The following is an 18,109-nucleotide window of genomic DNA, read 5'->3' on the forward strand; positions in this document are numbered from 1 at the left end:
TCGACTAGCTGTTTTGTGGCAATTTGTGCCAAAAGTGAACGCAGTCTAAAAAGCCTCGGTGACAACACAGTGACAATCGATCAGCTTTTTCAGCGCCTGCGAAAACCCTTATTCGGTCAGTACTTTGGGAGTGTTTTTGGGACTTCGGCGGGTGTCGCCGCACGGACGTCACCGTCGGGGCCAGGCGGCACGAGATAACGTCGCCCCCGGCACATGTACCGATTTTGTCTACATATTTTCGAGAGACTGGCGAGGCGCGCCGGCGATGCAAGAAGCGCCGCAAGGCCGCGCCACCGGCAACTCCGCAAAGGTGTAGAGATGAGACCGCCGGCCGAATACCTGCCCGTCGTGGCGACGTGTGGCGTGCTGTGGCGAACCGTGGTCGCGTTTGCGTGGATCGGCAGGGAGGTGAGGACGGCATCGCCGAACGGAGATGCCTGACGCTCTGCGGAAGATGGGCTGTCGGGCCGCCCGCTCGCCCCCCCCCCGCTTGCGTGCTTACGGACTTAGGTGTTTAAGCGATGAGGAGTTCCGGGCCGCGTGCGCGCAGTTGCGCCAGCATGCTCTTGTGCGGTGCTGCATCGCTGATGAGGTAACGGGCAGCTTCGAAATGGCGAATGCGCACGGGCGTCACACGACCGAATTTGGTGTGGTCCGCCACGACGGCCGATACGTTGGCACACAGCAACATGCGCGCACGCAACTCGGCCGCCGCGCGATTGAAGTCGGTAATGCCACCGTCTTCCGTCACGCCGCCCACGCCAATGAAAGCGAAGTCGGCGTGATATTGGGATATCTGGTTGATGGCGTCCCAGCCTTGTACGGCGTCTTCGTTATCCTGCAATTCTCCGCCGAGCAGCGTCACCCGGTTGTCGTGGTGACGGCCCAACAAACGCGCAATCTGCCAGTCGTTCGTATAGATGCGAAGACGATGCTTGGAGAGCAGCGCCTGCGCCACCGCGCGCGTGGTCGTGCCGTAGTCGATGATGACCGACGCGCCGTCGGGCACGAGTTCCGCCGCCCGTACGCCGATGGCGCGCTTGCCCGCGGCGTTGAGGTTCTCGCGCAGCGTCCAGTCGGGCTCGCTGCGGTCGGCGGCCAGCGCGCCGCCGTGCGTCATGAGCAACAGGCCGCGCGCGGCCAGTGTGTTCAGGTCTCGACGCACGGTCTCTCGCGAGACACCCAACTCACGCACCAGATCGCTGATCGCGAGGGCCCCGGTCTTGGCAAGTTGTTCGAGCACGTATTGTTGGCGTTGTTCGGCAAGCATGATCGGACAATGTCGGTTGGACTACGAAATCTCTGGCGGCATCGACAAAACCGATGCCGGTCATGCACAAGCGCGGGTGCCCCCCGCCGGTGTCGTCGTTACCCCTGCAACGCGACACGCAGACCCAAACCGATGAAGATCGCACCGGCCACGCGGTCAAGCCAACGCCCCGCGCCCGGACGGCGCTTGAGCCACGTCCCCAGCACGCCCGCGAACCAGCCGTACGCGCTGAACACGACGATGGTCTGCCCCATGAACACAAGGCCGAGCAGCAGCATCTGCCAGCCCGGATGGGCCGCGTCGGCACGCACGAACTGCGGCAGGAACACAAGGAAGAAAAGGGTGACTTTCGGATTGAGCATGTTCGCGAACACGCTCTGACGAAAGACCGCCGAGAGCGGTTGCGGTGTGGCGTCGTTGGCCAGCGCCATGGCGCCACGCGCGCGCAGCGCCTTGATGCCGATCCAGATGAGATAGGCCGCGCCCGCCAGTTTGATCGCCTCGAACGCCCACGGCGACGAACGCAGCACGGCGGCTAGACCGACGGCCGCGACGGTCGTGTGGAAAAGGCAGCCGAACGTGAAGCCGGCCGCAGCAGCCAGCCCGGCACGGCGCCCCTGCGCAATGCCGCGCGCGATGACCTGCATGTTGTCCGGGCCCGGTGCGAGTGTGATCGCGACCGAGGTCAGCAGGAACAGCCAGAGATTGGGCATCGACGCGGTCCAGGTCAGGGAAAGGGCATGGGGGGATCGAGGCGGGCCGGGCGCGTGCTCAGTGGCCTTCGAACGAACACAGCAGGAACAGTGGCAATCCGGCATCGCGAATCAGACGCGAGCCGCCCAGTTCCGGCAAGTCGACGATGGCCGCGCCTTCGATGACGGTGGCACCCAGACGCTCAAGCAGCTTTTTGCCCGCCAGCATGGTGCCGCCGGTGGCGACGAGATCGTCGATCAGCAGCACGCGATCCCCCGGACCGCAGGCGTCGGCGTGAATCTCGACGGTCGCGCTGCCGTATTCCAGCTCGTACTCTTCCGCAACCGTCTGATACGGCAGCTTCCCCTTCTTCCGAATGGGGATGAAGCCGATGTTCAACTCGTACGCCAGAATCGAACCGAGGATGAAGCCGCGCGCGTCGAGCCCGGCAATGTAATCGGGCCGGTGCTCCATGTAGCGATGCACGAACACGTCGATCAACACCCGCAAGGTGCGCGGGTTCTTGAGCAACGGGGTGATATCGCGAAACTGCACGCCGGGCGAGGGCCAGTCCGGCACGGTGCGGATCTGGCTTTTGATATAAGCGGCAGGAGACTCATCGATCTGCACGGGGATCCTTCTTGGGGTACTGATAGGTAACACGCCACATTATGCCAAAAAGGCCCGGCGCCCCGTCGTCATTTGGCGAAGACGCCCCTGAGCAGGTGCCTTGCCCGCCCTGCACACGTCCGGACGTCTCCGAACGTCTTCTGATGCCTGCTATTCGCGCCCCAGCAGACGGTGTTCGGCCGCCGTCAGTTTTTCGGGCAGACCGCGCAGCACCACGATGTCTTCGGCCATCAGACGCGTTTCCGACACCGGCTCGACGCCGCGAATACCGTGCCGGCGGATGGCCGTGACGGTCACGCCGAGCTTGTCGAGCCGAAGTTCGCCGAGTGTGCGCCCGACCGCATCGGCGTTCAGCGACAGTGGCACCGATTGCAGGCGGACCTGCTCGCGCTCGCCGCCTTCGTCCTCGTCGTCAAGGCCGTGGAAATAGCCGCGCAGCAGGCTGTAGCGCTCGTTACGCGCCTGCGCCACCCGGCGCAACACGCGGCGCATCGGCACGCCCATGAGCACCAGCGCGTGCGACGCCAGCATCAGACTGCCCTCCACGATCTCGGGCACGACTTCGGTCGCGCCTGCGGCGATCAGGTCGTCGATATGCGTGTCGTCGACCGTGCGCACGACAACCGGCAAGGTCGGCTCCAGCGCCTGAACCTGCGCCAACACTTTTAGCGCGGCCGGAGTACTGTCGTACGTCACCACGATACCGGCGGCGCGGTGAATCCCTGCGGCGACGAGCGCTTCACGCCGGGCCGCATCGCCGAACACGACGGTCTCGCCGGAACTGGCCGCTTCCATCACGCGGTCGGGGTCGAGGTCGAGCGCCACGTACCCGATGCCTTCCTGCTCGAGCATGCGCGCGAGGTTCTGGCCACATCGCCCATACCCGCAGATGATGACGTGCCCCGAAGTCTTGATGCTCTGTGTGGCGATCTTGGTCATCTGCAACGACTGCATCATCCATTCGTTGGCGACGAAACGCAGCGCGATCCGGTCGGCGTTGATGATGAGAAACGGCGCGCACAGCATCGAGAGCAGCATGCCGGCCAGCACAGCCTGCGACAGCGAGGGGTCGAGCAGTTGCCGGTCGATCACCAGATTGAGCAGCACGAAGCCAAACTCGCCGGCCTGCGCCAAGCCAAGACCGGTACGGATCGCCGTGCCGGGCGAGCTGCCGAATAAACGCGCGAGACCGGCGATCAGCGTGAATTTGACGATCAGCGGGCCGACGAAGAACAACAGCACGAGCAGCGGCTGCTTCATGACGATGGCCGGGTCGAGCAACATGCCGGTCGTAATGAAGAACAGACCCAGCAGTACGTCGCGGAACGGCTTGATGTCGTCTTCCACCTGATGGCGGAACGGCGTCTCTGCAATCAACATGCCCGCGATGAACGCCCCCAGGGCCATCGACAGGCCAAGATGCTCGGTGATATACGCAAGGCCCAGCGTGAGCAGCAGCAGGTTGAGCATGAACAGCTCTTGCGAGCGCCGCGCCGCCACGATGTGAAACCAGCGGCCGACCAGTTTCTGACCAACCCACAGCAACAACGCCAGCGCGCCGGTAATCTTGAGCGCGGCCAGCGTCAGCGCCAGCACCAGCGCTTTCGAATTACCGCCAAGGGCGGAGATCACGATCAGCAGCGGCACGACGGCCAGATCCTGGAACAACAGCACGCCCATGATGTTGCGGCCGTGCTCGGTCTCCAGTTCCAGACGCTCCGCCAGCATCTTGGTGACGATGGCCGTCGACGACATGGCAAGCGCACCACCGAGTGCTACCGATGCCTGCCACGAGAACGACCAGAACAGGTTGACGGCCGCCCCCAGCCCGACCGCCACGATCAACGTCCCCAAGACCTGAGAAACGCCAAGCCCCAACACCACGCGGCGCATGCTCTTGAGCTTGGGTAGCGAAAACTCGATGCCGATGGAGAACATCAGGAAGACGACACCGAACTCCGCGAGGTATTGCACGCGCTGCGAATCGGCGGCCAGCCCCAGCGCGTGCGGGCCGATCACGATGCCTACGCTCAGATAGCCAAGCATCGGCGGCAAATGGAGCATGCGGAACAGCACCACCCCAACGCAGGCGGCAAACAACAGGACGAGAGTGAGTTCGAGCGGCGATGCCATCAGCTAAGGTGGGTTTCCTGGGTGAATCCGAATACGCACGGCACGGATGATGCAAGTGCCGTGCCAGATTGCGTCCGCGCGGCGGCATCCGAGGGGGACCGGGCCGCGCCGCGAAACGGCGCGAACGCCGCGGGGCCAAGCCTGGCGCGGCTGTCCTCGGCGCCGCGTCCGTTTTGATATACTCCGCGCATGATAGCGAAAATCAATCCAGGCCGGGCACTCGAGGTCGCCCGGGAGGTGTTGCGCACGGAAGCCGACGCCATCGAACGCGTCTCCGCGCACCTCGACGACAGCTTCTTCGAAGCGGTCTCGCTGCTGCTCGATTGCCGCGGGCGTGTGGTCGTCACCGGGATGGGAAAATCCGGTCACATCGGCCGCAAACTGGCCGCCACGTTCGCCAGCACCGGCACCCCCGCATTCTTCGTTCACCCCGCCGAAGCCAGCCACGGCGACCTGGGCATGATCACGGCCGGCGACGTCGTCGTCGCCTTGTCCAACTCGGGCGAGACGGGCGAACTCGTCAGCATCCTGCCGATGATAAAGCGCATCGGCGCGAAGCTCATCGCCATGACGGGCAACGCCAGCTCCAGCCTCGGACGCCTGTCGAATGTGCATCTCGACGCACACGTCGACCGGGAAGCCTGCCCTCTGGGACTCGCCCCCACGGCCAGCACCACGGCCGCCCTCGCCCTCGGCGATGCGCTGGCCGTCGCGCTGCTCGACGCCCGCGGGTTCGGCGCAGAGGACTTTGCCCGCTCGCATCCGGGCGGTGCCCTCGGCCGGCGTCTGCTCACCTTCGTGCGCGATGTCATGCGTACCGGTGAACGCATTCCGCGGGTGCGCACCGATGCCAGCCTGTCCGATGCCCTGCTCGAAATGACGGCCAAGGGGCTTGGTATGACCGCGATTGTCGATGCCGACGATCGCGTGGTGGGTATCTTTACCGACGGCGATCTGCGCAGATTGTTCAAACGTACGCTCGACTTCACCACGCTCACGCTGGCCGACGTCATGAAGGCCGGCCCGCGCACCATCGGCCCCGATCAACTCGCCGCCGAAGCCGCCGAGCTGATGGAGCGTTTCGGCATCACGCAACTGCTCGTGACCGAGAACGACCGCCTCGTCGGTGCGCTGAACGTCCACGACCTGTTCGCCGCCAAGGTCGTGTGAGTCTCCAGCCCATGAGTCAATCCAGCATCGCCCAATCCACTTCGTCCAACGTGGCCCATGCCGACGCCAACGCGCGCGCGGCTCGCCTGCGTGTCATGGTGTTCGACGTCGACGGTGTGCTCACCGATGGCGGCCTGCGCTACGGCCCGGCCGGCGAGGTCATCAAAACGTTCGATTCACTCGACGGGCACGGCCTGAAGCTGCTCGCCGACGCCGGCATCGTCACCGCCATCATCTCCGGCCGCCACTCCGACATCGTCGCCAAGCGCGCGGCGGATCTTCGCGTCGCCTACGTCTATCAGGGCGTGCACGACAAACGTGCCGCGTTCGAGGATCTGTGCGCCAAGGTGTCGGTGACGGCCGATGTTTGCGGGCATATCGGCGACGACTGGCCCGATCTGCCCGTACTCACACGCGTCGGCTTCGCCGCCTGCCCGGCCAATGCCCACGCCGAAGTGCGGGCGCGTTGCCACTGGATTGCCGGCACGCGTGGCGGCGAAGGCGCCGCGCGCGAGCTGTGCGACTTCATCCTGCGCGCTCAGGGACGTTACGACGCCCTGCTCGCCGAAGCCCTGGCCTGACGCGCAGAGGAAGCCGATCACTCATGGCCATTCAACGCGTCTCATCTGCCTCCCTAATCGCCGTCGTCGCGCTGGCCAGCCTGGCGGCCGGCACGTACTGGCTCGTGCAACGCACGCTGCCTTCCGACGCCGATCGCGCGCCGTATGTGAAGCGGCACGTTCCCGATTACTATGCCGACGACATGGCCATCTCCACGCTGTCGGCGAGCGGGCTCACGCAATACCGCATCAATGCGGTCCACATGACGCATTTCGAGGACGACCAGACCACGGCGCTCACGATGCCCGCCGTGCGTGCGTTCACGCCGGATCAACCGGAAGTGACGGCCACGAGCAAGCGCGGCACGCTCAACGCCGACATGTCGATCGTCGATATGTACGACGATGCCGTGGTCGTTCGTCAGGCCGGACCGCGCGATCCGGAAATGCGCGCGCTGTCCGAACACTTCCAGGTGCTGGTGAACGAAGACATCGTACGCACGGAACTTCCCGTCCAGCTCTTCCGAGGGTCTTCCGTGATGTACGGCGACGGCATGATTTTCAATAACATCTCGCGCGCCGTACAATTGCTCGGCAATGTTCACGGCACGATCCAGCCGGCGGAAATGGGCAGTAAACCCCCGGCCCCGCCCGCCGCAACCAACGCGCCTCCCCAGACCAAACAGGGCTCCAAGACCCCATGACCGATCGCCGCAACCCGCGACCCGTTTTCCTGTCGATGCGTACCCTGCGCGCGCTGGCCACCGCCTTCGCCGTGCTCGGCGCACTGGTGTCGCCGCTCGCCCACGCCGAGCGTGCCGACCGCGACAAGCCGCTCAATATCGAGTCGGATCACATGAGCTATGACGACCTCAAGCAGGTCAACATCTTCACCGGCAACGTGACGATGACCAAGGGGACGATTCTCCTGAAGGCCGATCGCGTCGAAGTGACTCAGGACCCGGAGGGCTATCAGTACGCTACGGCCTACTACAAGCCGGGCGGCCCGCTCGCCTATATGCGCCAGAAGCGCGACGGCCTCGACGAGTACATCGACGGCTGGGGTCAGACGATTTACTACAACGGCAAGACCGAAGTCGCCACGCTCACCACGCAAGCCACGCTCAAGCGCCTGGCCGGCGGCACGAAGGTGCTCGATGAGATCCACGGCAGCGTGATCACGTACGACACGTATAACGAGGTCTATACCGCGAACAGCGGCGCAGATCAGGTCAACGCCAACAATCCGAACGGCCGCGTGCGCGCCACGCTCGCCCCGCGCAATGCAACGGGCGCGAATCAGGCGCAGCCCGGCGGCGCGAGCAAGCCGGGGGCAGCCGCCAAGGGCGATCTGCCGCCGCTGTCTCCCTCAAAAAGTATCGGGAATCCGCGTGAGTAATTCTGCCAACAGCAACGCCTCGAACATCAATCCCGGCCTCGGCCCGGCGGGCAAGCCGAGCGCGCTCGTCGTACGCTCGCTCAAGAAGCAGTACGGCGCCCGTACCGTCGTCAAGGATGTCTCGCTGGACGTGAAAAGCGGCGAAGTGGTGGGTCTGCTGGGCCCGAACGGCGCAGGCAAGACAACGTCGTTCTATATGATCGTGGGCCTCGTGCCGGCCGACGACGGTGAAATTCAGCTCGACGGCAATCTGATCAGCGAACTGCCGATTCACGAACGTGCCCGCATGGGGGTCTCGTATCTGCCGCAGGAAGCGTCGGTATTTCGCAAGCTGACGGTCGAGGACAACATCCGCGCCGTGCTCGAATTGCAACTCGATGCACAGGGCAAACCGCTCAAGCGCGACGAGATCGAACGCCGCATCGAAGCGCTGCTCGATGAATTGCAGGTGAGCCATCTGCGCGAGAATCCGGCGATGTCGCTCTCGGGCGGCGAGCGCCGCCGTGTGGAAATCGCCCGCGCACTGGCTACGCAGCCGCGCTTTATTTTGCTTGACGAACCATTTGCAGGTGTCGATCCGATTGCCGTGCTGGAAATCCAGCGCATCGTGCGCTTCCTGAAGGACCGCGGCATCGGTGTCCTGATTACCGATCACAACGTACGCGAGACGCTCGGCATCTGCGATCACGCCTACATTATCAGCGAAGGCTCGGTGCTCGCTGCCGGCACACCCGACCAGATCGTGGCCGACGAAAGCGTCCGCCGCGTCTATCTGGGCGAGAATTTCCGGATGTAAAGCAAATTTTTCGCATGTAAACCCTGCCCCCGATAGGGAACAGGGCCGGTTCCGCTGGCGTGACAAAGCCTCTACAATGAAGGCGAGATACGCTATGAAACCGACTCTTCAACTCCGCACCTCCCAGCACCTGACCCTCACGCCGCAGTTGCAGCAATCGATCCGGTTGTTGCAACTGTCGACGCTCGAACTTCAGCAAGAAGTCGAGCACGCCCTCACCCAGAACCCGATGCTCGAACGCGAGGACGATTGGCTCGCGGGCTCGGTACGTGTGGGCACGGACGGGTCGCTGCGCAACGAGCGGAGCACGTCGGGCAGCAGCACGAACGACAGCTCCGAACCCGCCAACGGCCGCGACGAAGCCCGCGAACTCGACGGCGAGACGCGCTTCGACGACAACGCCCAGGACAGCGGCAGCGACTGGAGCCTGAACGACTTCGCACGCTCGGGTAGCGCATCGGACGACGACGACAACGCCCGTCCGCAACTTCATGTCGATCACCCCAATCTTCGCGAACACCTGTTGGCCCAGTTGCGCCTGACCAAAGCCAGTCCGCGCGACCGGGCGCTGGTGGAATTCCTGATCGAATCGCTCGACGAAGATGGCTACCTCGGCACCATGCTCGATGAAATTCAGGCAGAAATGCCCGAAGAGCTGGCGCTCGAGACCGAAGAAATCAACGCCGCACTCGCACTGCTGCAGAGCTTCGACCCGGCGGGCGTGGGCGCCCGCACCCCGGCTGAGTGCCTGCGGCTGCAACTCCAGCGTCTGCCCGCGAGCAACGTTCGCACACTGTCGCTACGAATCGTCAGCGATCACCTGGAATTGCTGGCCGCACGCGATTACACCCGTCTGCGCCGCCAGCTGGGCGTGAGCGAAGACAGCTTGCGCGCCGCCCATCAACTGATTCGTTCGCTCGACCCGTTCCCCGGCGCCGCCTATGGCTCACCCCAGGCCGATTACGTCGTGCCCGATGTGCTTGTGCGCAAACAGGGCAGCGGCTGGACTGCGGAACTCAATCCCGATGTCATGCCGCGCCTGCGCATCAATGAGATGTATGCGCGCATACTGCGTAATAACCGCAACGATCCGGGCACCGGCAACTTACAGCAGCAGCTTCAGGAAGCCCGCTGGCTGATCAAGAACATCCAGCAACGTTTCGATACGATCCTGCGCGTGGCGCAGGCGATTGTCGAGCGTCAAAAGAACTTCTTCACGCATGGCGAAATCGGCATGCGGCCCTTGGTTTTACGCGAGATTGCTGATACGCTGGGCTTACACGAATCCACGATTTCACGCGTGACTACCAGTAAGTACATGCTCACTCCATTTGGAACCTTTGAGCTGAAGTACTTCTTTGGTTCACATGTGGCAACGGAAGCCGGTGGCGCAGCGTCATCGACCGCCATCCGCGCACTCATCAAGCAACTCATAGGAGCAGAAGACCCGCAGACCCCCCTTTCCGACAGCCGTATCGCGGAACTGCTGGCAGAGCAAGGGTTCGTGGTAGCGCGGCGCACCGTCGCGAAATACCGTGAGGCCATGCGAATCCCCGCAGTGAACTTGCGCAAATCTTTGTAGGACGGTCCTGGTGTGCCATGTTGGCTCGCTGGGGCATAACGCCGCAGTGCGACATTGCGTCACGTCAATGGCTCGCACTCCCGCTAGCCAGCGTCGTTGATGATGCGGCCTGCACTTCGGCATTTCAGCAAGGAGAGCAGCTATGAATCTGAAGATCAGTGGACATCACCTCGAACTCACGCCGTCACTGCGCGAATTTGTCGTCAACAAGCTCGAACGCGTGTTGAGGCATTTCGACCAGCTCATTGGTGCCGAGGTGATCCTATCTGTCGACAAGACCAAGGAGAAGGCCGGACGCCAGATTGCTAGCGTCACCGTGTATCTCAAGGGCAAGGAAATTTTCGTCGAGAAGTGTGACGAGAATATGTATGCCGCCATCGACAAGCTGATCGACATGCTCGACCGCAAGGTAATGCAATACAAGGACAAGGTTCAGGATCACGGTCGCGAGGCCCTCAAGCACCAGCAACCTCCCGAGGCAGAGCCGCCGCAATGAGCCTGTCCGGGCGAGGTAGTCGCATCGACTGACAGGCATGTGAGTTCGCACGGCGCCACCCAAGCGCATGCACGCCTGTCATAAGTCTGGCATCACCCACCGCGGGGCCGTTGAACGGCCCCTTTTATATGGTTCCGCCAAGTTCCATGGATTGCCGCGGGCACCGTAGCGGGTGGTCTATAATGCGAGGTCAATCGGGGGTTGGAGGGCGACTAAGCGTTCGCCCGCATTACAAGATGAACCGTTTAGTCAAACTCTTACCTGCGTCCAACATCCTGCTTGGACTGTCCGTCACCAGCAAGAAGCGCGTCTTCGAGCAAGCCGGGCTTCTTTTCGAGAACAATGCCGGCCTGTCGCGCGCGCTTGTGACCGACAATCTGTTCGCACGCGAGCGTCTGGGCTCGACCGGACTGGGTGAAGGCGTGGCCATTCCGCATGGGCGTATCAAGGGCCTCAAGCATCCGATGGCAGCATTTGTGCGTCTCGAAGACCCGATTCCCTTCGAAGCGCCCGACAGTCAGCCGGTTTCCCTGCTGTTTTTTCTATTGGTGCCTGAGCAGGCAACGCAGCAACATCTCGAGATTCTTTCCGAAATTGCCCAGTTGCTCTCCGATCGCGCGATGCGCGAGACGTTGAGCCGCGCGCCGAGTGCCGACGAGATCCACGCCGCACTCGCCAACTGGCAGCCCTGAACCGGCGTATGCGCCGGTATCCGCCGCGAAATTCAGAGAATTCGTAGCTCCCACACCCAACCGAACGAGGCGACGCGGTGGAACTGACCGGCATCAACGCGCAGAGCATTTTCGACGACAACGCCGCCACGCTGCGGTTGTCGTGGCTGACCGGCCATGAGGGATGGGAGCGCGGTTTCACGCCCGAGAGCGTGGCCACCGCCACCTCCAGCGCCGACCTCGTGGGTCACTTGAACCTCATCCACCCGAACCGGATTCAGGTGCTGGGTGAGGCTGAGTTGCGCTACTACCAGCGCCTCACGGACGAAAACCGCAAGCGTCATATGGGCGAAGTGATTGCGCTCGAACCGCCGTTCCTCGTGGTCGCCGACGGCCTCGAAGCCCCGCCCGATCTGGTGTTGCGCTGTACCCGCTCGTCCACACCGCTGTTCACCACACCGATGTCGACGGCAGCAGTCATCGACAGCCTGCGTTTGTACATTTCGCGTGTGTTCGCCCCGCGATGCACGATGCATGGCGTGTTTCTCGACATTTTGGGCATGGGTGTGCTGCTCACCGGCGATTCCGGTCTCGGTAAGAGCGAACTCGGCCTGGAACTGATCAGCCGGGGGCACGGACTGGTCGCAGACGATGCCGTCGATTTCGTGCGACTCGGGCCGGATTTCGTCGAAGGCCGCTGCCCGCCGCTGCTGCAAAACCTGCTGGAAGTGCGCGGTCTGGGCCTGCTCGACATCAAGACGATCTTCGGTGAAACGGCAGTGCGCCGGAAGATGAAGCTCAAGCTGATCGTCCAGTTGGTGCGCCGCCCCGACGGCGAATTCCAACGCCTGCCGCTCGAAGCGCAGACAGTGGACGTGCTGGGCCTGCCCATCAACAAGGTCATCCTGCAAGTGGCGGCCGGGCGAAACCTCGCCGTGCTGGTCGAAGCCGCTGTGCGGAATACGATCCTGCAACTTCGCGGCATCGATACTCTCAAGGACTTCATGGAGCGCCAGCGGCAAGCCATGCAGGACCCGGACGGCATGCAGGGCAAGCTGCTCTGAATCCCCCACGGGTGGCGCCCGCCGTCGCCCGAAACGCCGGGGTTTACCGTAATTTCTGCTTTTTTCTGTCAACGCCGCGCGATTGCGGCGCGTTTTCTTTCATGTTGTAATCGCCACGCGGCCCCTTCCCGTGCGTGTCGACCTTATGGAGAGACGATCATGAAAAAAGCACTCGCTGCATTGCTTCTGGCATCCCCGCTGCTCGCATCGCCCGTATTTGCCCAGACGGCCGCCCCGGCGCCGGCTGCCAAGGCAGCCAACGCCCAACAGAACAAGATGAGCACCTGCAACACGCAAGCCGCCGACAAGAAGGGTGACGACCGCAAGGCGTTCATGAAGGAATGCCTGTCGAACAAGCCGGCCGCCGCAGCCAAGCCGACCCAGCAAGAAAAGATGAAGACCTGTAACGCACAGGCTGGCGACAAGAAGGGCGATGATCGCAAAGCGTTCATGAAGTCGTGCCTGTCGAACAAGCCGGCAGCCTGACGCCTTTTCCCCGCCAACGCATACCCAGCGGCGCCCTACGGGCGCCGCTGTCGCGTGTGCAACGCTTTTTTCTCGTGAAACGAGAGAAATCCTCGGGAACGTTCTTGTTTCTGTCGGCTCGACACCCGTAAGACACAATCGCTTACCATCATGGTTGTATTCGGGGAATGTCATGAAGATCGTACTGATTACCGGCGTTTCGGGTTCCGGCAAATCGCTGGCCTTGAACGTCCTCGAGGATGCGGGTTACTACTGCGTCGACAATTTGCCGTCGCGCTTCCTGCCTGAACTCGCCGAATATCTCGAAACGCAGAACTACACACGTCTAGCGGTCGCCATCGATGCGCGCAGCGGCGGCTCGCTCGCCGATCTGCCACCGATCATCGGCGGACTGCGCCGCTTCGGCCACGACGTGCGGGTGTTGTTCCTCAACGCCACCACGCAAACGCTCGTGCAGCGTTTTTCCGAGACGCGCCGCCGTCATCCGCTCTCTGTCCTGGGCGACGATACGGTGTCGGCCACTGGCTCGCTCGTCGAAGCGATCGAGAAAGAGCGCGAAATGCTCAATAGCGTGACCGAACTCGGTCACCAGATCGACACCAGCAATTTGCGCGCGAGTGCGCTGCGCCGCTGGATCCGTGAATTCGTCCAGCACGATCACGCCGGACTCACGCTGATGTTCGAGTCTTTCGGATTCAAGCACGGTGTGCCGCTGGACGCCGATCTCGTGTTCGATGTCCGCTCTCTGCCCAACCCCTATTACGACGCGCAGCTTCGTCCGCTAACCGGCCGCGATCAGCCGGTGATCGACTTCCTCTCGGCCATTCCGGAAGTCGACGAGATGACCAACGATATCGGCGCGTATCTGCAGAAGTGGCTGCCAAGCTACATGCGCGACAACCGCAGCTATCTGACGGTGGCGATCGGCTGCACGGGCGGCCAGCACCGCTCTGTCTTCATCGCCGAAACGCTAGGCGAGCGCTTCCGCGCGGAAGCCAGCGTGCTCGTGCGGCATCGCGAACTCGCTCCCCTCGAGCCCGCAGCCTGATTCAGGCCGGCAGGCAGAGTTGGCCGTCGCCCGGCGAAACAATGCGCAGGGCGTCGGCAATCTTGCGGATCGGCGACGGCAATCCGGCCGCGGCGATGCCTGCCGAGTCGAGCCACGCATGGGGGGCGTCGCCCGAACGGGCAGCAAACGCCCCCTGCGCCGAAGCCCCGGATAGCGTTACCAGCCACGGGCGCAAGTGCAGCCGGAAATGCGTGAAGACGTGTGTGAGCCCCTGCAGCGGCACAAGCGACTGCACGGTGCCCTGCGCGGCGCCAAGGGCGGCGGCATGGGCGCTCAGACGCTCACGCAGCGACGCATCGTCCGCCTCGCGCTCCCCGGTGGGCGGTGTCAGTTCCGGCAAGCTCCATAGCCCGCCCCAGATGCCACTGTCGGGGCGCCGCTCGAACAGGATGCGCTCGCCCGAGCCAATCACCAGCACGTCGACGTAACGCTCAGGCTGAACCTTCTTCGGCTTGGACGTCGGCAATATCCGCTCGCGTCCCGTCGCATGCGCAACGCAATCGCTGTCGAACGGGCACTCGCCGCAACGCGGCTTGCCGCGCCCGCATAGCGTCGCGCCGAGATCCATCATCCCCTGCGTGTAGGCGGGCAAATTGCTTCCGGGCAGCAACGATTCGGCCAACGCCCACATTTCCCGCTCGATTTTCGGCGTGCCCGGAAATCCCTCGATACCGAACACACGCGCGAGCACCCGCTTGACGTTGCCGTCGAGAATCGCGGCGTGCGCATCGTAAGCAAACGCGGCAATCGCGGCGGCCGTCGAGCGGCCGATACCCGGGAGCGTGGCGAGCGTCTCTGGGTCCGTCGGGAAACGTCCGCCATGCTCGGCGAGCACGACCTGCGCGCAACGATGCAGGTTGCGCGCCCGCGAGTAGTAGCCGAGGCCGCTCCAGAGCGCCATCACATCGTCCTGCGGCGCGTTCGCCAGCGCGGCGACATCGGGGAATCGCTCAAGAAATCGCGCGTAATACGGGATCACCGTGGCAACCTGCGTCTGCTGCAACATGATCTCGGACAGCCAGATGCGATAGGCATCGCGCGTGTTCTGCCACGGCAGATCGTGGCGGCCATGCTCGGCCTGCCAAGCGATCAGACGCTCGGCAAAAGTGCCCGCAAGCGAGTTGGCAGGAAGGTCGCTGGACGATTCGTTCATATCGGTTTTTGGGGGGCATCTTGTACGGCGATGGGCGGCGGCCGGGCCGGACTTTCCGGTCATCCCGTTTGCCGCCGCTGCTGCGTCATTTCTGACAGTGCGGGCAGAAGAACGTGGAGCGCTGGCCCTGCACGATCTGCCGGATTGGCGTGCCGCACACGCGACATGGCTGTCCGGCACGGTCGTAGACAAAATACTCCTGCTGAAAATAGCCGCTCTTGCCGTCGCTACCCACGAAGTCGCGCAACGTGCTGCCACCTTTCTCAATGGCTGCGGCGAGCACATCCTTGATCGCTTTTGCGAGCTTTTCCGCGCGCGGCCGGGAAAGTTTGCCTGCCTGCATGCGCGGGTGGATGCCAGCACGGAACAGACTCTCCGACGCATAGATGTTGCCCACGCCCACGACGATGTTGCCTGCGAGCAATGCCTGCTTGATGGCAACCGTACGCCCGCGTGTGCCGGCATACAACCGCTGACCGTCGAAGTCGTCTGTCAGCGGTTCTACCCCGAGACTGGCGAGCAGCGGATGCATGAGCACGTCGCCGGCCGAGCGCGGGTGGAACAGCACCGCGCCGAAGCGGCGAGGATCGCGATAGCGCAGCGCGCACCGCTCGAACACGAGGTCGATGTGGTCATGCACGCCGGCGGCGGGCAACGCGTGCGGCTCGGACATGACGCGCAACGTGCCGGTCATGCCCAGATGCACGAGCAGCCAGCCGGGGGCATATTCGAGCAGCAGGTACTTGCCGCGACGGGTTACGCCGACGAGCGTTTCGCCACGCAGGAGCGTGTCGAGGCCGTCGGGCACCGGCCAGCGCAGCGAGGCGTTGCGCACGTCGATACGCGCGACACGCGTGCCCGCCACGTGCGGCGCAATACCGCGGCGGGTGACTTCGACTTCCGGGAGTTCAGGCATGCCTGCGAACGTTTGCTGAGGATTTAGACTCTATTGTATCGGGCGCGCTACAATCGCTCGATACTTGCCGTGGATCCCTATGCCGAACACCCGATTCCAGTCCATTCCCGCCGCCGAGAACACGGCGCTCACCGTGGCACCCGTAGTCTTGCGCCTGCGAGGCGCCCTGGCACGCGTGGCGTGGGCCGGCGCAACGGCGCTCGGCGTCACCTGCGCCAGCGCAATCATGGCATTCCTGCCATCTTCGAGCGCGTTCGCGCAAACCGCACCGAAAGCGCCGGCGGCCCCCGCCAGCGCCCCGGCGGCCGCGCCGTCCAAGGCAAGCGCCCCGCGCGCGGCTGGCGAGGCGGACACCGATAGCGACGACGTCAAGTCGAATGCGAACGCCCCTCGCGAAAATCTCCCGAACGTCGCGCTCTCCAGCGAGATCGTCTTCGAAGTGATGGCCGCCGAACTGAGCCTGCAACAAGGCAACTTGGCGCCGGCGTTCAACACATACATCGCGCAGGCGAATCGGACGAAGGACCCGCGCATGGCGCGCCGCGCCGTCGAAATCGCGCTGGGTGCGCGCCAGCTCGGCGACGCGCTGGTCGCCGCGCGGTTGTGGCATCAACTCGATCCCGCCTGGCGTCCGGCCTCGCAATTGCTCGCAAGCCTTCAAGTCGGCACCGGCCATCTGGCGGAAGCCGAACCGCTTCTCGTCGACGAACTGAACAAGGTGCCGGAAGCGCGTCGCGGTCAGGCCATTCTCGAACTGCAGCAGATGATTGCGCGTAGCCCGGAGCGCGCCACGGGCATCGACTCGCTCAAGCGCATGCTGGCCAACGACATGCAACGCCCCGAGGCGCAACTGGCCATCGCCCGCTCGCAACTCGATGCTGGCGACACGGCCGGTGCGCGCACGTCGCTCGAAACGGCGCTCAAGCTTAAGCCCGACTACGAAGCCGCCGCCCTGCTTTACGGGCAGATGGGCCCGGAAGAGCGCACCAGCGCCATCGCCGGATTGAAGACATTCCTCGATCGCAATCCGAATGCCAAGGAAGCCCGCTTCGCCTACGCCAAGCTGCTGCTCGCGGACAATCAGCTCGACGCCGCGCAGAAGCAGTTCGAGACGCTGGAGAAGCGTTTTCCGCATGAACTCTCGACGCTGATGGCGCTCGCATTGCTCAACCTGCGCGCCAAGCATCCAGAGCAAGCCGAGCAGTATTTGCAGAAATACGCGGCAGAGGCGGAACAACAGAACACCGACGGCGCGCAAGCGTACGTCTATCTCGCGCAGATCGCGCAGGATCGCAAGGATTACCCGGCCGCCGACAAGTGGCTCTCGAAGATTCGCGAAGACAGCAACGCGTATCTGCCCGCACAGATCGGGCGCGCGCAATTGCTCGCCGATCAGGGCAAGGTCGAGGAAGGCCGTGCGCTGCTGCACGGCATCAAGTCGAGCGACCCGCGTGAGCAACTCGCGCTCAAGCGTGCCGAGTCCGATTTGCTCGTCAAGGCAAAGCGCTACGAAGACGCGGAAAAGCTGCTTGCCGTCGAGGTCAAGAACAATCCCGACGATCCGGATCTGCTCTATCAGTACGGTATGGTGGCCGAACTGAGCAAGCACTACGATGTGATGGAAAAAGCGATGCGTCGCGTGATGACGTCGCAGCCCGAGAACGCGCAGGCCTACAACGCCCTCGGCTATTCGCTGACCGAGCGCAACACGCGTTTGCCTGAAGCGCTCAAGCTGCTGCAGAAGGCGGCGTCGCTCGCACCGGAAGATCCGTACATCATGGACAGCCTCGGCTGGGTGAAATACCGCCTCGGCGACAAGCAACAAGCACTCGATCTGCTGCGCCGCGCCTACGGCATTCAGGCGCAGGCGGAAATCGGCGCGCATCTGGGTGAAGTGCTGTGGGAGTCGGGCCAGCAGGACGAAGCGCGCAAGACCTGGCGCGAAGCCTTGAAGCTCGACGGCGACGACGACACGCTGCGCTCGACCATGAAACGCTACAACGTCGCGCCGTAATGCAGAA

18 protein-coding genes are annotated in these 18,109 nt (G+C 63.6%); 12 read left to right on the plus strand and 6 right to left on the minus strand.

Features of this window, described 5'->3' with window-relative positions; translation table 11 throughout:
- Window positions 1-514: 514 nt before the first annotated feature.
- The 4 genes from C266_RS18585 to C266_RS18600 all read right to left on the minus strand — a co-directional run bounded on the left by C266_RS18585 (window position 515) and on the right by C266_RS18600 (window position 4,726).
- Window positions 515-1,270 (minus strand): DeoR/GlpR family DNA-binding transcription regulator, encoded by a 756-nt coding sequence (locus tag C266_RS18585; RefSeq protein WP_010804819.1) that lies wholly within the window; start codon window positions 1,268-1,270, stop codon window positions 515-517.
- 98 nt (window positions 1,271-1,368) lie between these two features.
- Window positions 1,369-1,983, minus strand: coding sequence for a LysE family translocator (locus C266_RS18590; protein WP_010804818.1), 615 nt, complete (start codon window positions 1,981-1,983; stop codon window positions 1,369-1,371).
- A gap of 58 nt (window positions 1,984-2,041) precedes the next feature.
- A complete protein-coding gene (locus tag C266_RS18595) occupies window positions 2,042-2,593 on the minus strand; it encodes an adenine phosphoribosyltransferase (protein ID WP_010804817.1) in 552 nt (183 codons plus the stop codon).
- Between the two features lie 150 nt (window positions 2,594-2,743).
- A complete protein-coding gene (locus C266_RS18600; RefSeq protein ID WP_010804816.1) occupies window positions 2,744-4,726 on the minus strand; it encodes a monovalent cation:proton antiporter family protein in 1,983 nt (660 codons plus the stop codon).
- Window positions 4,727-4,915: 189 nt separating this feature from the next.
- Here C266_RS18600 and C266_RS18605 point away from each other — a divergent pair, with 189 nt between their 5' ends.
- The 11 genes from C266_RS18605 (at window position 4,916) to rapZ (ending at window position 13,998) form a co-directional block, all read left to right on the plus strand.
- Window positions 4,916-5,896 (plus strand): KpsF/GutQ family sugar-phosphate isomerase, encoded by a 981-nt coding sequence (locus tag C266_RS18605; RefSeq protein WP_010804815.1) that lies wholly within the window; start codon window positions 4,916-4,918, stop codon window positions 5,894-5,896.
- 11 nt (window positions 5,897-5,907) lie between these two features.
- The gene (locus tag C266_RS18610; RefSeq protein ID WP_010804814.1) at window positions 5,908-6,477 is read left to right on the plus strand and encodes an HAD family hydrolase; all 570 of its coding nucleotides are present in this window, start codon (window positions 5,908-5,910) and stop codon (window positions 6,475-6,477) included.
- Window positions 6,478-6,500: 23 nt separating this feature from the next.
- Window positions 6,501-7,160: an LPS export ABC transporter periplasmic protein LptC gene (lptC, locus tag C266_RS18615; RefSeq protein ID WP_010804813.1), complete on the plus strand. Its 660-nt coding sequence runs from the start codon at window positions 6,501-6,503 to the stop codon at window positions 7,158-7,160.
- Window positions 7,157-7,855 (plus strand): lipopolysaccharide transport periplasmic protein LptA, encoded by a 699-nt coding sequence (gene lptA / locus C266_RS18620; RefSeq protein ID WP_010804812.1) that lies wholly within the window; start codon window positions 7,157-7,159, stop codon window positions 7,853-7,855. Before lptC ends, lptA begins: the two co-directional genes overlap by 4 nt.
- A gap of 25 nt (window positions 7,856-7,880) precedes the next feature.
- Window positions 7,881-8,651 (plus strand): LPS export ABC transporter ATP-binding protein, encoded by a 771-nt coding sequence (lptB, locus tag C266_RS18625; RefSeq protein WP_036663785.1) that lies wholly within the window; start codon window positions 7,881-7,883, stop codon window positions 8,649-8,651.
- Window positions 8,652-8,745: 94 nt separating this feature from the next.
- Window positions 8,746-10,233 (plus strand): RNA polymerase factor sigma-54, encoded by a 1,488-nt coding sequence (locus tag C266_RS18630; protein ID WP_010804810.1) that lies wholly within the window; start codon window positions 8,746-8,748, stop codon window positions 10,231-10,233.
- 142 nt (window positions 10,234-10,375) lie between these two features.
- Window positions 10,376-10,729, plus strand: a complete 354-nt coding sequence (gene hpf, locus C266_RS18635; protein WP_010804809.1) for a ribosome hibernation-promoting factor, HPF/YfiA family — start codon at window positions 10,376-10,378, stop codon at window positions 10,727-10,729.
- 236 nt (window positions 10,730-10,965) lie between these two features.
- A complete protein-coding gene (gene ptsN / locus C266_RS18640) occupies window positions 10,966-11,421 on the plus strand; it encodes a PTS IIA-like nitrogen regulatory protein PtsN (protein WP_010804808.1) in 456 nt (151 codons plus the stop codon).
- A gap of 77 nt (window positions 11,422-11,498) precedes the next feature.
- The gene (hprK, locus tag C266_RS18645) at window positions 11,499-12,464 is read left to right on the plus strand and encodes an HPr(Ser) kinase/phosphatase (RefSeq protein ID WP_010804807.1); all 966 of its coding nucleotides are present in this window, start codon (window positions 11,499-11,501) and stop codon (window positions 12,462-12,464) included.
- 159 nt (window positions 12,465-12,623) lie between these two features.
- Complete coding sequence (locus C266_RS18650) at window positions 12,624-12,950, plus strand: PsiF family protein (RefSeq protein ID WP_010804806.1); 327 nt, start codon at window positions 12,624-12,626, stop codon at window positions 12,948-12,950.
- Between the two features lie 172 nt (window positions 12,951-13,122).
- The gene (rapZ, locus tag C266_RS18655) at window positions 13,123-13,998 is read left to right on the plus strand and encodes an RNase adapter RapZ (protein ID WP_010804805.1); all 876 of its coding nucleotides are present in this window, start codon (window positions 13,123-13,125) and stop codon (window positions 13,996-13,998) included.
- 1 nt (window position 13,999) lies between these two features.
- On the opposite strand, the gene mutY is transcribed toward rapZ, so the two are convergent.
- Window positions 14,000-15,172: an A/G-specific adenine glycosylase gene (gene mutY, locus C266_RS18660; RefSeq protein ID WP_010804804.1), complete on the minus strand. Its 1,173-nt coding sequence runs from the start codon at window positions 15,170-15,172 to the stop codon at window positions 14,000-14,002.
- Between the two features lie 85 nt (window positions 15,173-15,257).
- On the minus strand, window positions 15,258-16,088 hold the full coding sequence (gene mutM / locus C266_RS18665; protein ID WP_010804803.1) for a bifunctional DNA-formamidopyrimidine glycosylase/DNA-(apurinic or apyrimidinic site) lyase: 831 nt from the start codon (window positions 16,086-16,088) through the stop codon (window positions 15,258-15,260).
- A 79-nt stretch (window positions 16,089-16,167) separates the two neighbouring features.
- Between mutM and C266_RS18670 the strand changes: the two genes are divergently transcribed.
- Window positions 16,168-18,102, plus strand: coding sequence for a tetratricopeptide repeat protein (locus C266_RS18670; protein ID WP_010804802.1), 1,935 nt, complete (start codon window positions 16,168-16,170; stop codon window positions 18,100-18,102).
- Window positions 18,103-18,109: the final 7 nt, after the last annotated feature.

The organism is Pandoraea sp. SD6-2 (assembly GCF_000389825.1).
GTDB classification, from domain to species: domain Bacteria; phylum Pseudomonadota; class Gammaproteobacteria; order Burkholderiales; family Burkholderiaceae; genus Pandoraea; species Pandoraea communis.

What these genes read in the sequence shown, in the direction of transcription:
- C266_RS18585 (WP_010804819.1), bottom strand. Translation starts at nt 1,270, where the DNA reads ATGCTTGCCGAACAACGCCAACAATACGTGCTCGAACAACTTGCCAAG.
- C266_RS18590 (WP_010804818.1), bottom strand. Translation starts at nt 1,983, where the DNA reads ATGCCCAATCTCTGGCTGTTCCTGCTGACCTCGGTCGCGATCACACTC.
- C266_RS18600 (WP_010804816.1), bottom strand. Translation starts at nt 4,726, where the DNA reads ATGGCATCGCCGCTCGAACTCACTCTCGTCCTGTTGTTTGCCGCCTGC.
- C266_RS18605 (WP_010804815.1), top strand. Translation starts at nt 4,916, where the DNA reads ATGATAGCGAAAATCAATCCAGGCCGGGCACTCGAGGTCGCCCGGGAG.
- C266_RS18610 (WP_010804814.1), top strand. Translation starts at nt 5,908, where the DNA reads ATGAGTCAATCCAGCATCGCCCAATCCACTTCGTCCAACGTGGCCCAT.
- lptC (WP_010804813.1), top strand. Translation starts at nt 6,501, where the DNA reads ATGGCCATTCAACGCGTCTCATCTGCCTCCCTAATCGCCGTCGTCGCG.
- lptA (WP_010804812.1), top strand. Translation starts at nt 7,157, where the DNA reads ATGACCGATCGCCGCAACCCGCGACCCGTTTTCCTGTCGATGCGTACC.
- C266_RS18630 (WP_010804810.1), top strand. Translation starts at nt 8,746, where the DNA reads ATGAAACCGACTCTTCAACTCCGCACCTCCCAGCACCTGACCCTCACG.
- hpf (WP_010804809.1), top strand. Translation starts at nt 10,376, where the DNA reads ATGAATCTGAAGATCAGTGGACATCACCTCGAACTCACGCCGTCACTG.
- ptsN (WP_010804808.1), top strand. Translation starts at nt 10,966, where the DNA reads ATGAACCGTTTAGTCAAACTCTTACCTGCGTCCAACATCCTGCTTGGA.
- C266_RS18650 (WP_010804806.1), top strand. Translation starts at nt 12,624, where the DNA reads ATGAAAAAAGCACTCGCTGCATTGCTTCTGGCATCCCCGCTGCTCGCA.
- rapZ (WP_010804805.1), top strand. Translation starts at nt 13,123, where the DNA reads ATGAAGATCGTACTGATTACCGGCGTTTCGGGTTCCGGCAAATCGCTG.
- mutY (WP_010804804.1), bottom strand. Translation starts at nt 15,172, where the DNA reads ATGAACGAATCGTCCAGCGACCTTCCTGCCAACTCGCTTGCGGGCACT.
- mutM (WP_010804803.1), bottom strand. Translation starts at nt 16,088, where the DNA reads ATGCCTGAACTCCCGGAAGTCGAAGTCACCCGCCGCGGTATTGCGCCG.
- C266_RS18670 (WP_010804802.1), top strand. Translation starts at nt 16,168, where the DNA reads ATGCCGAACACCCGATTCCAGTCCATTCCCGCCGCCGAGAACACGGCG.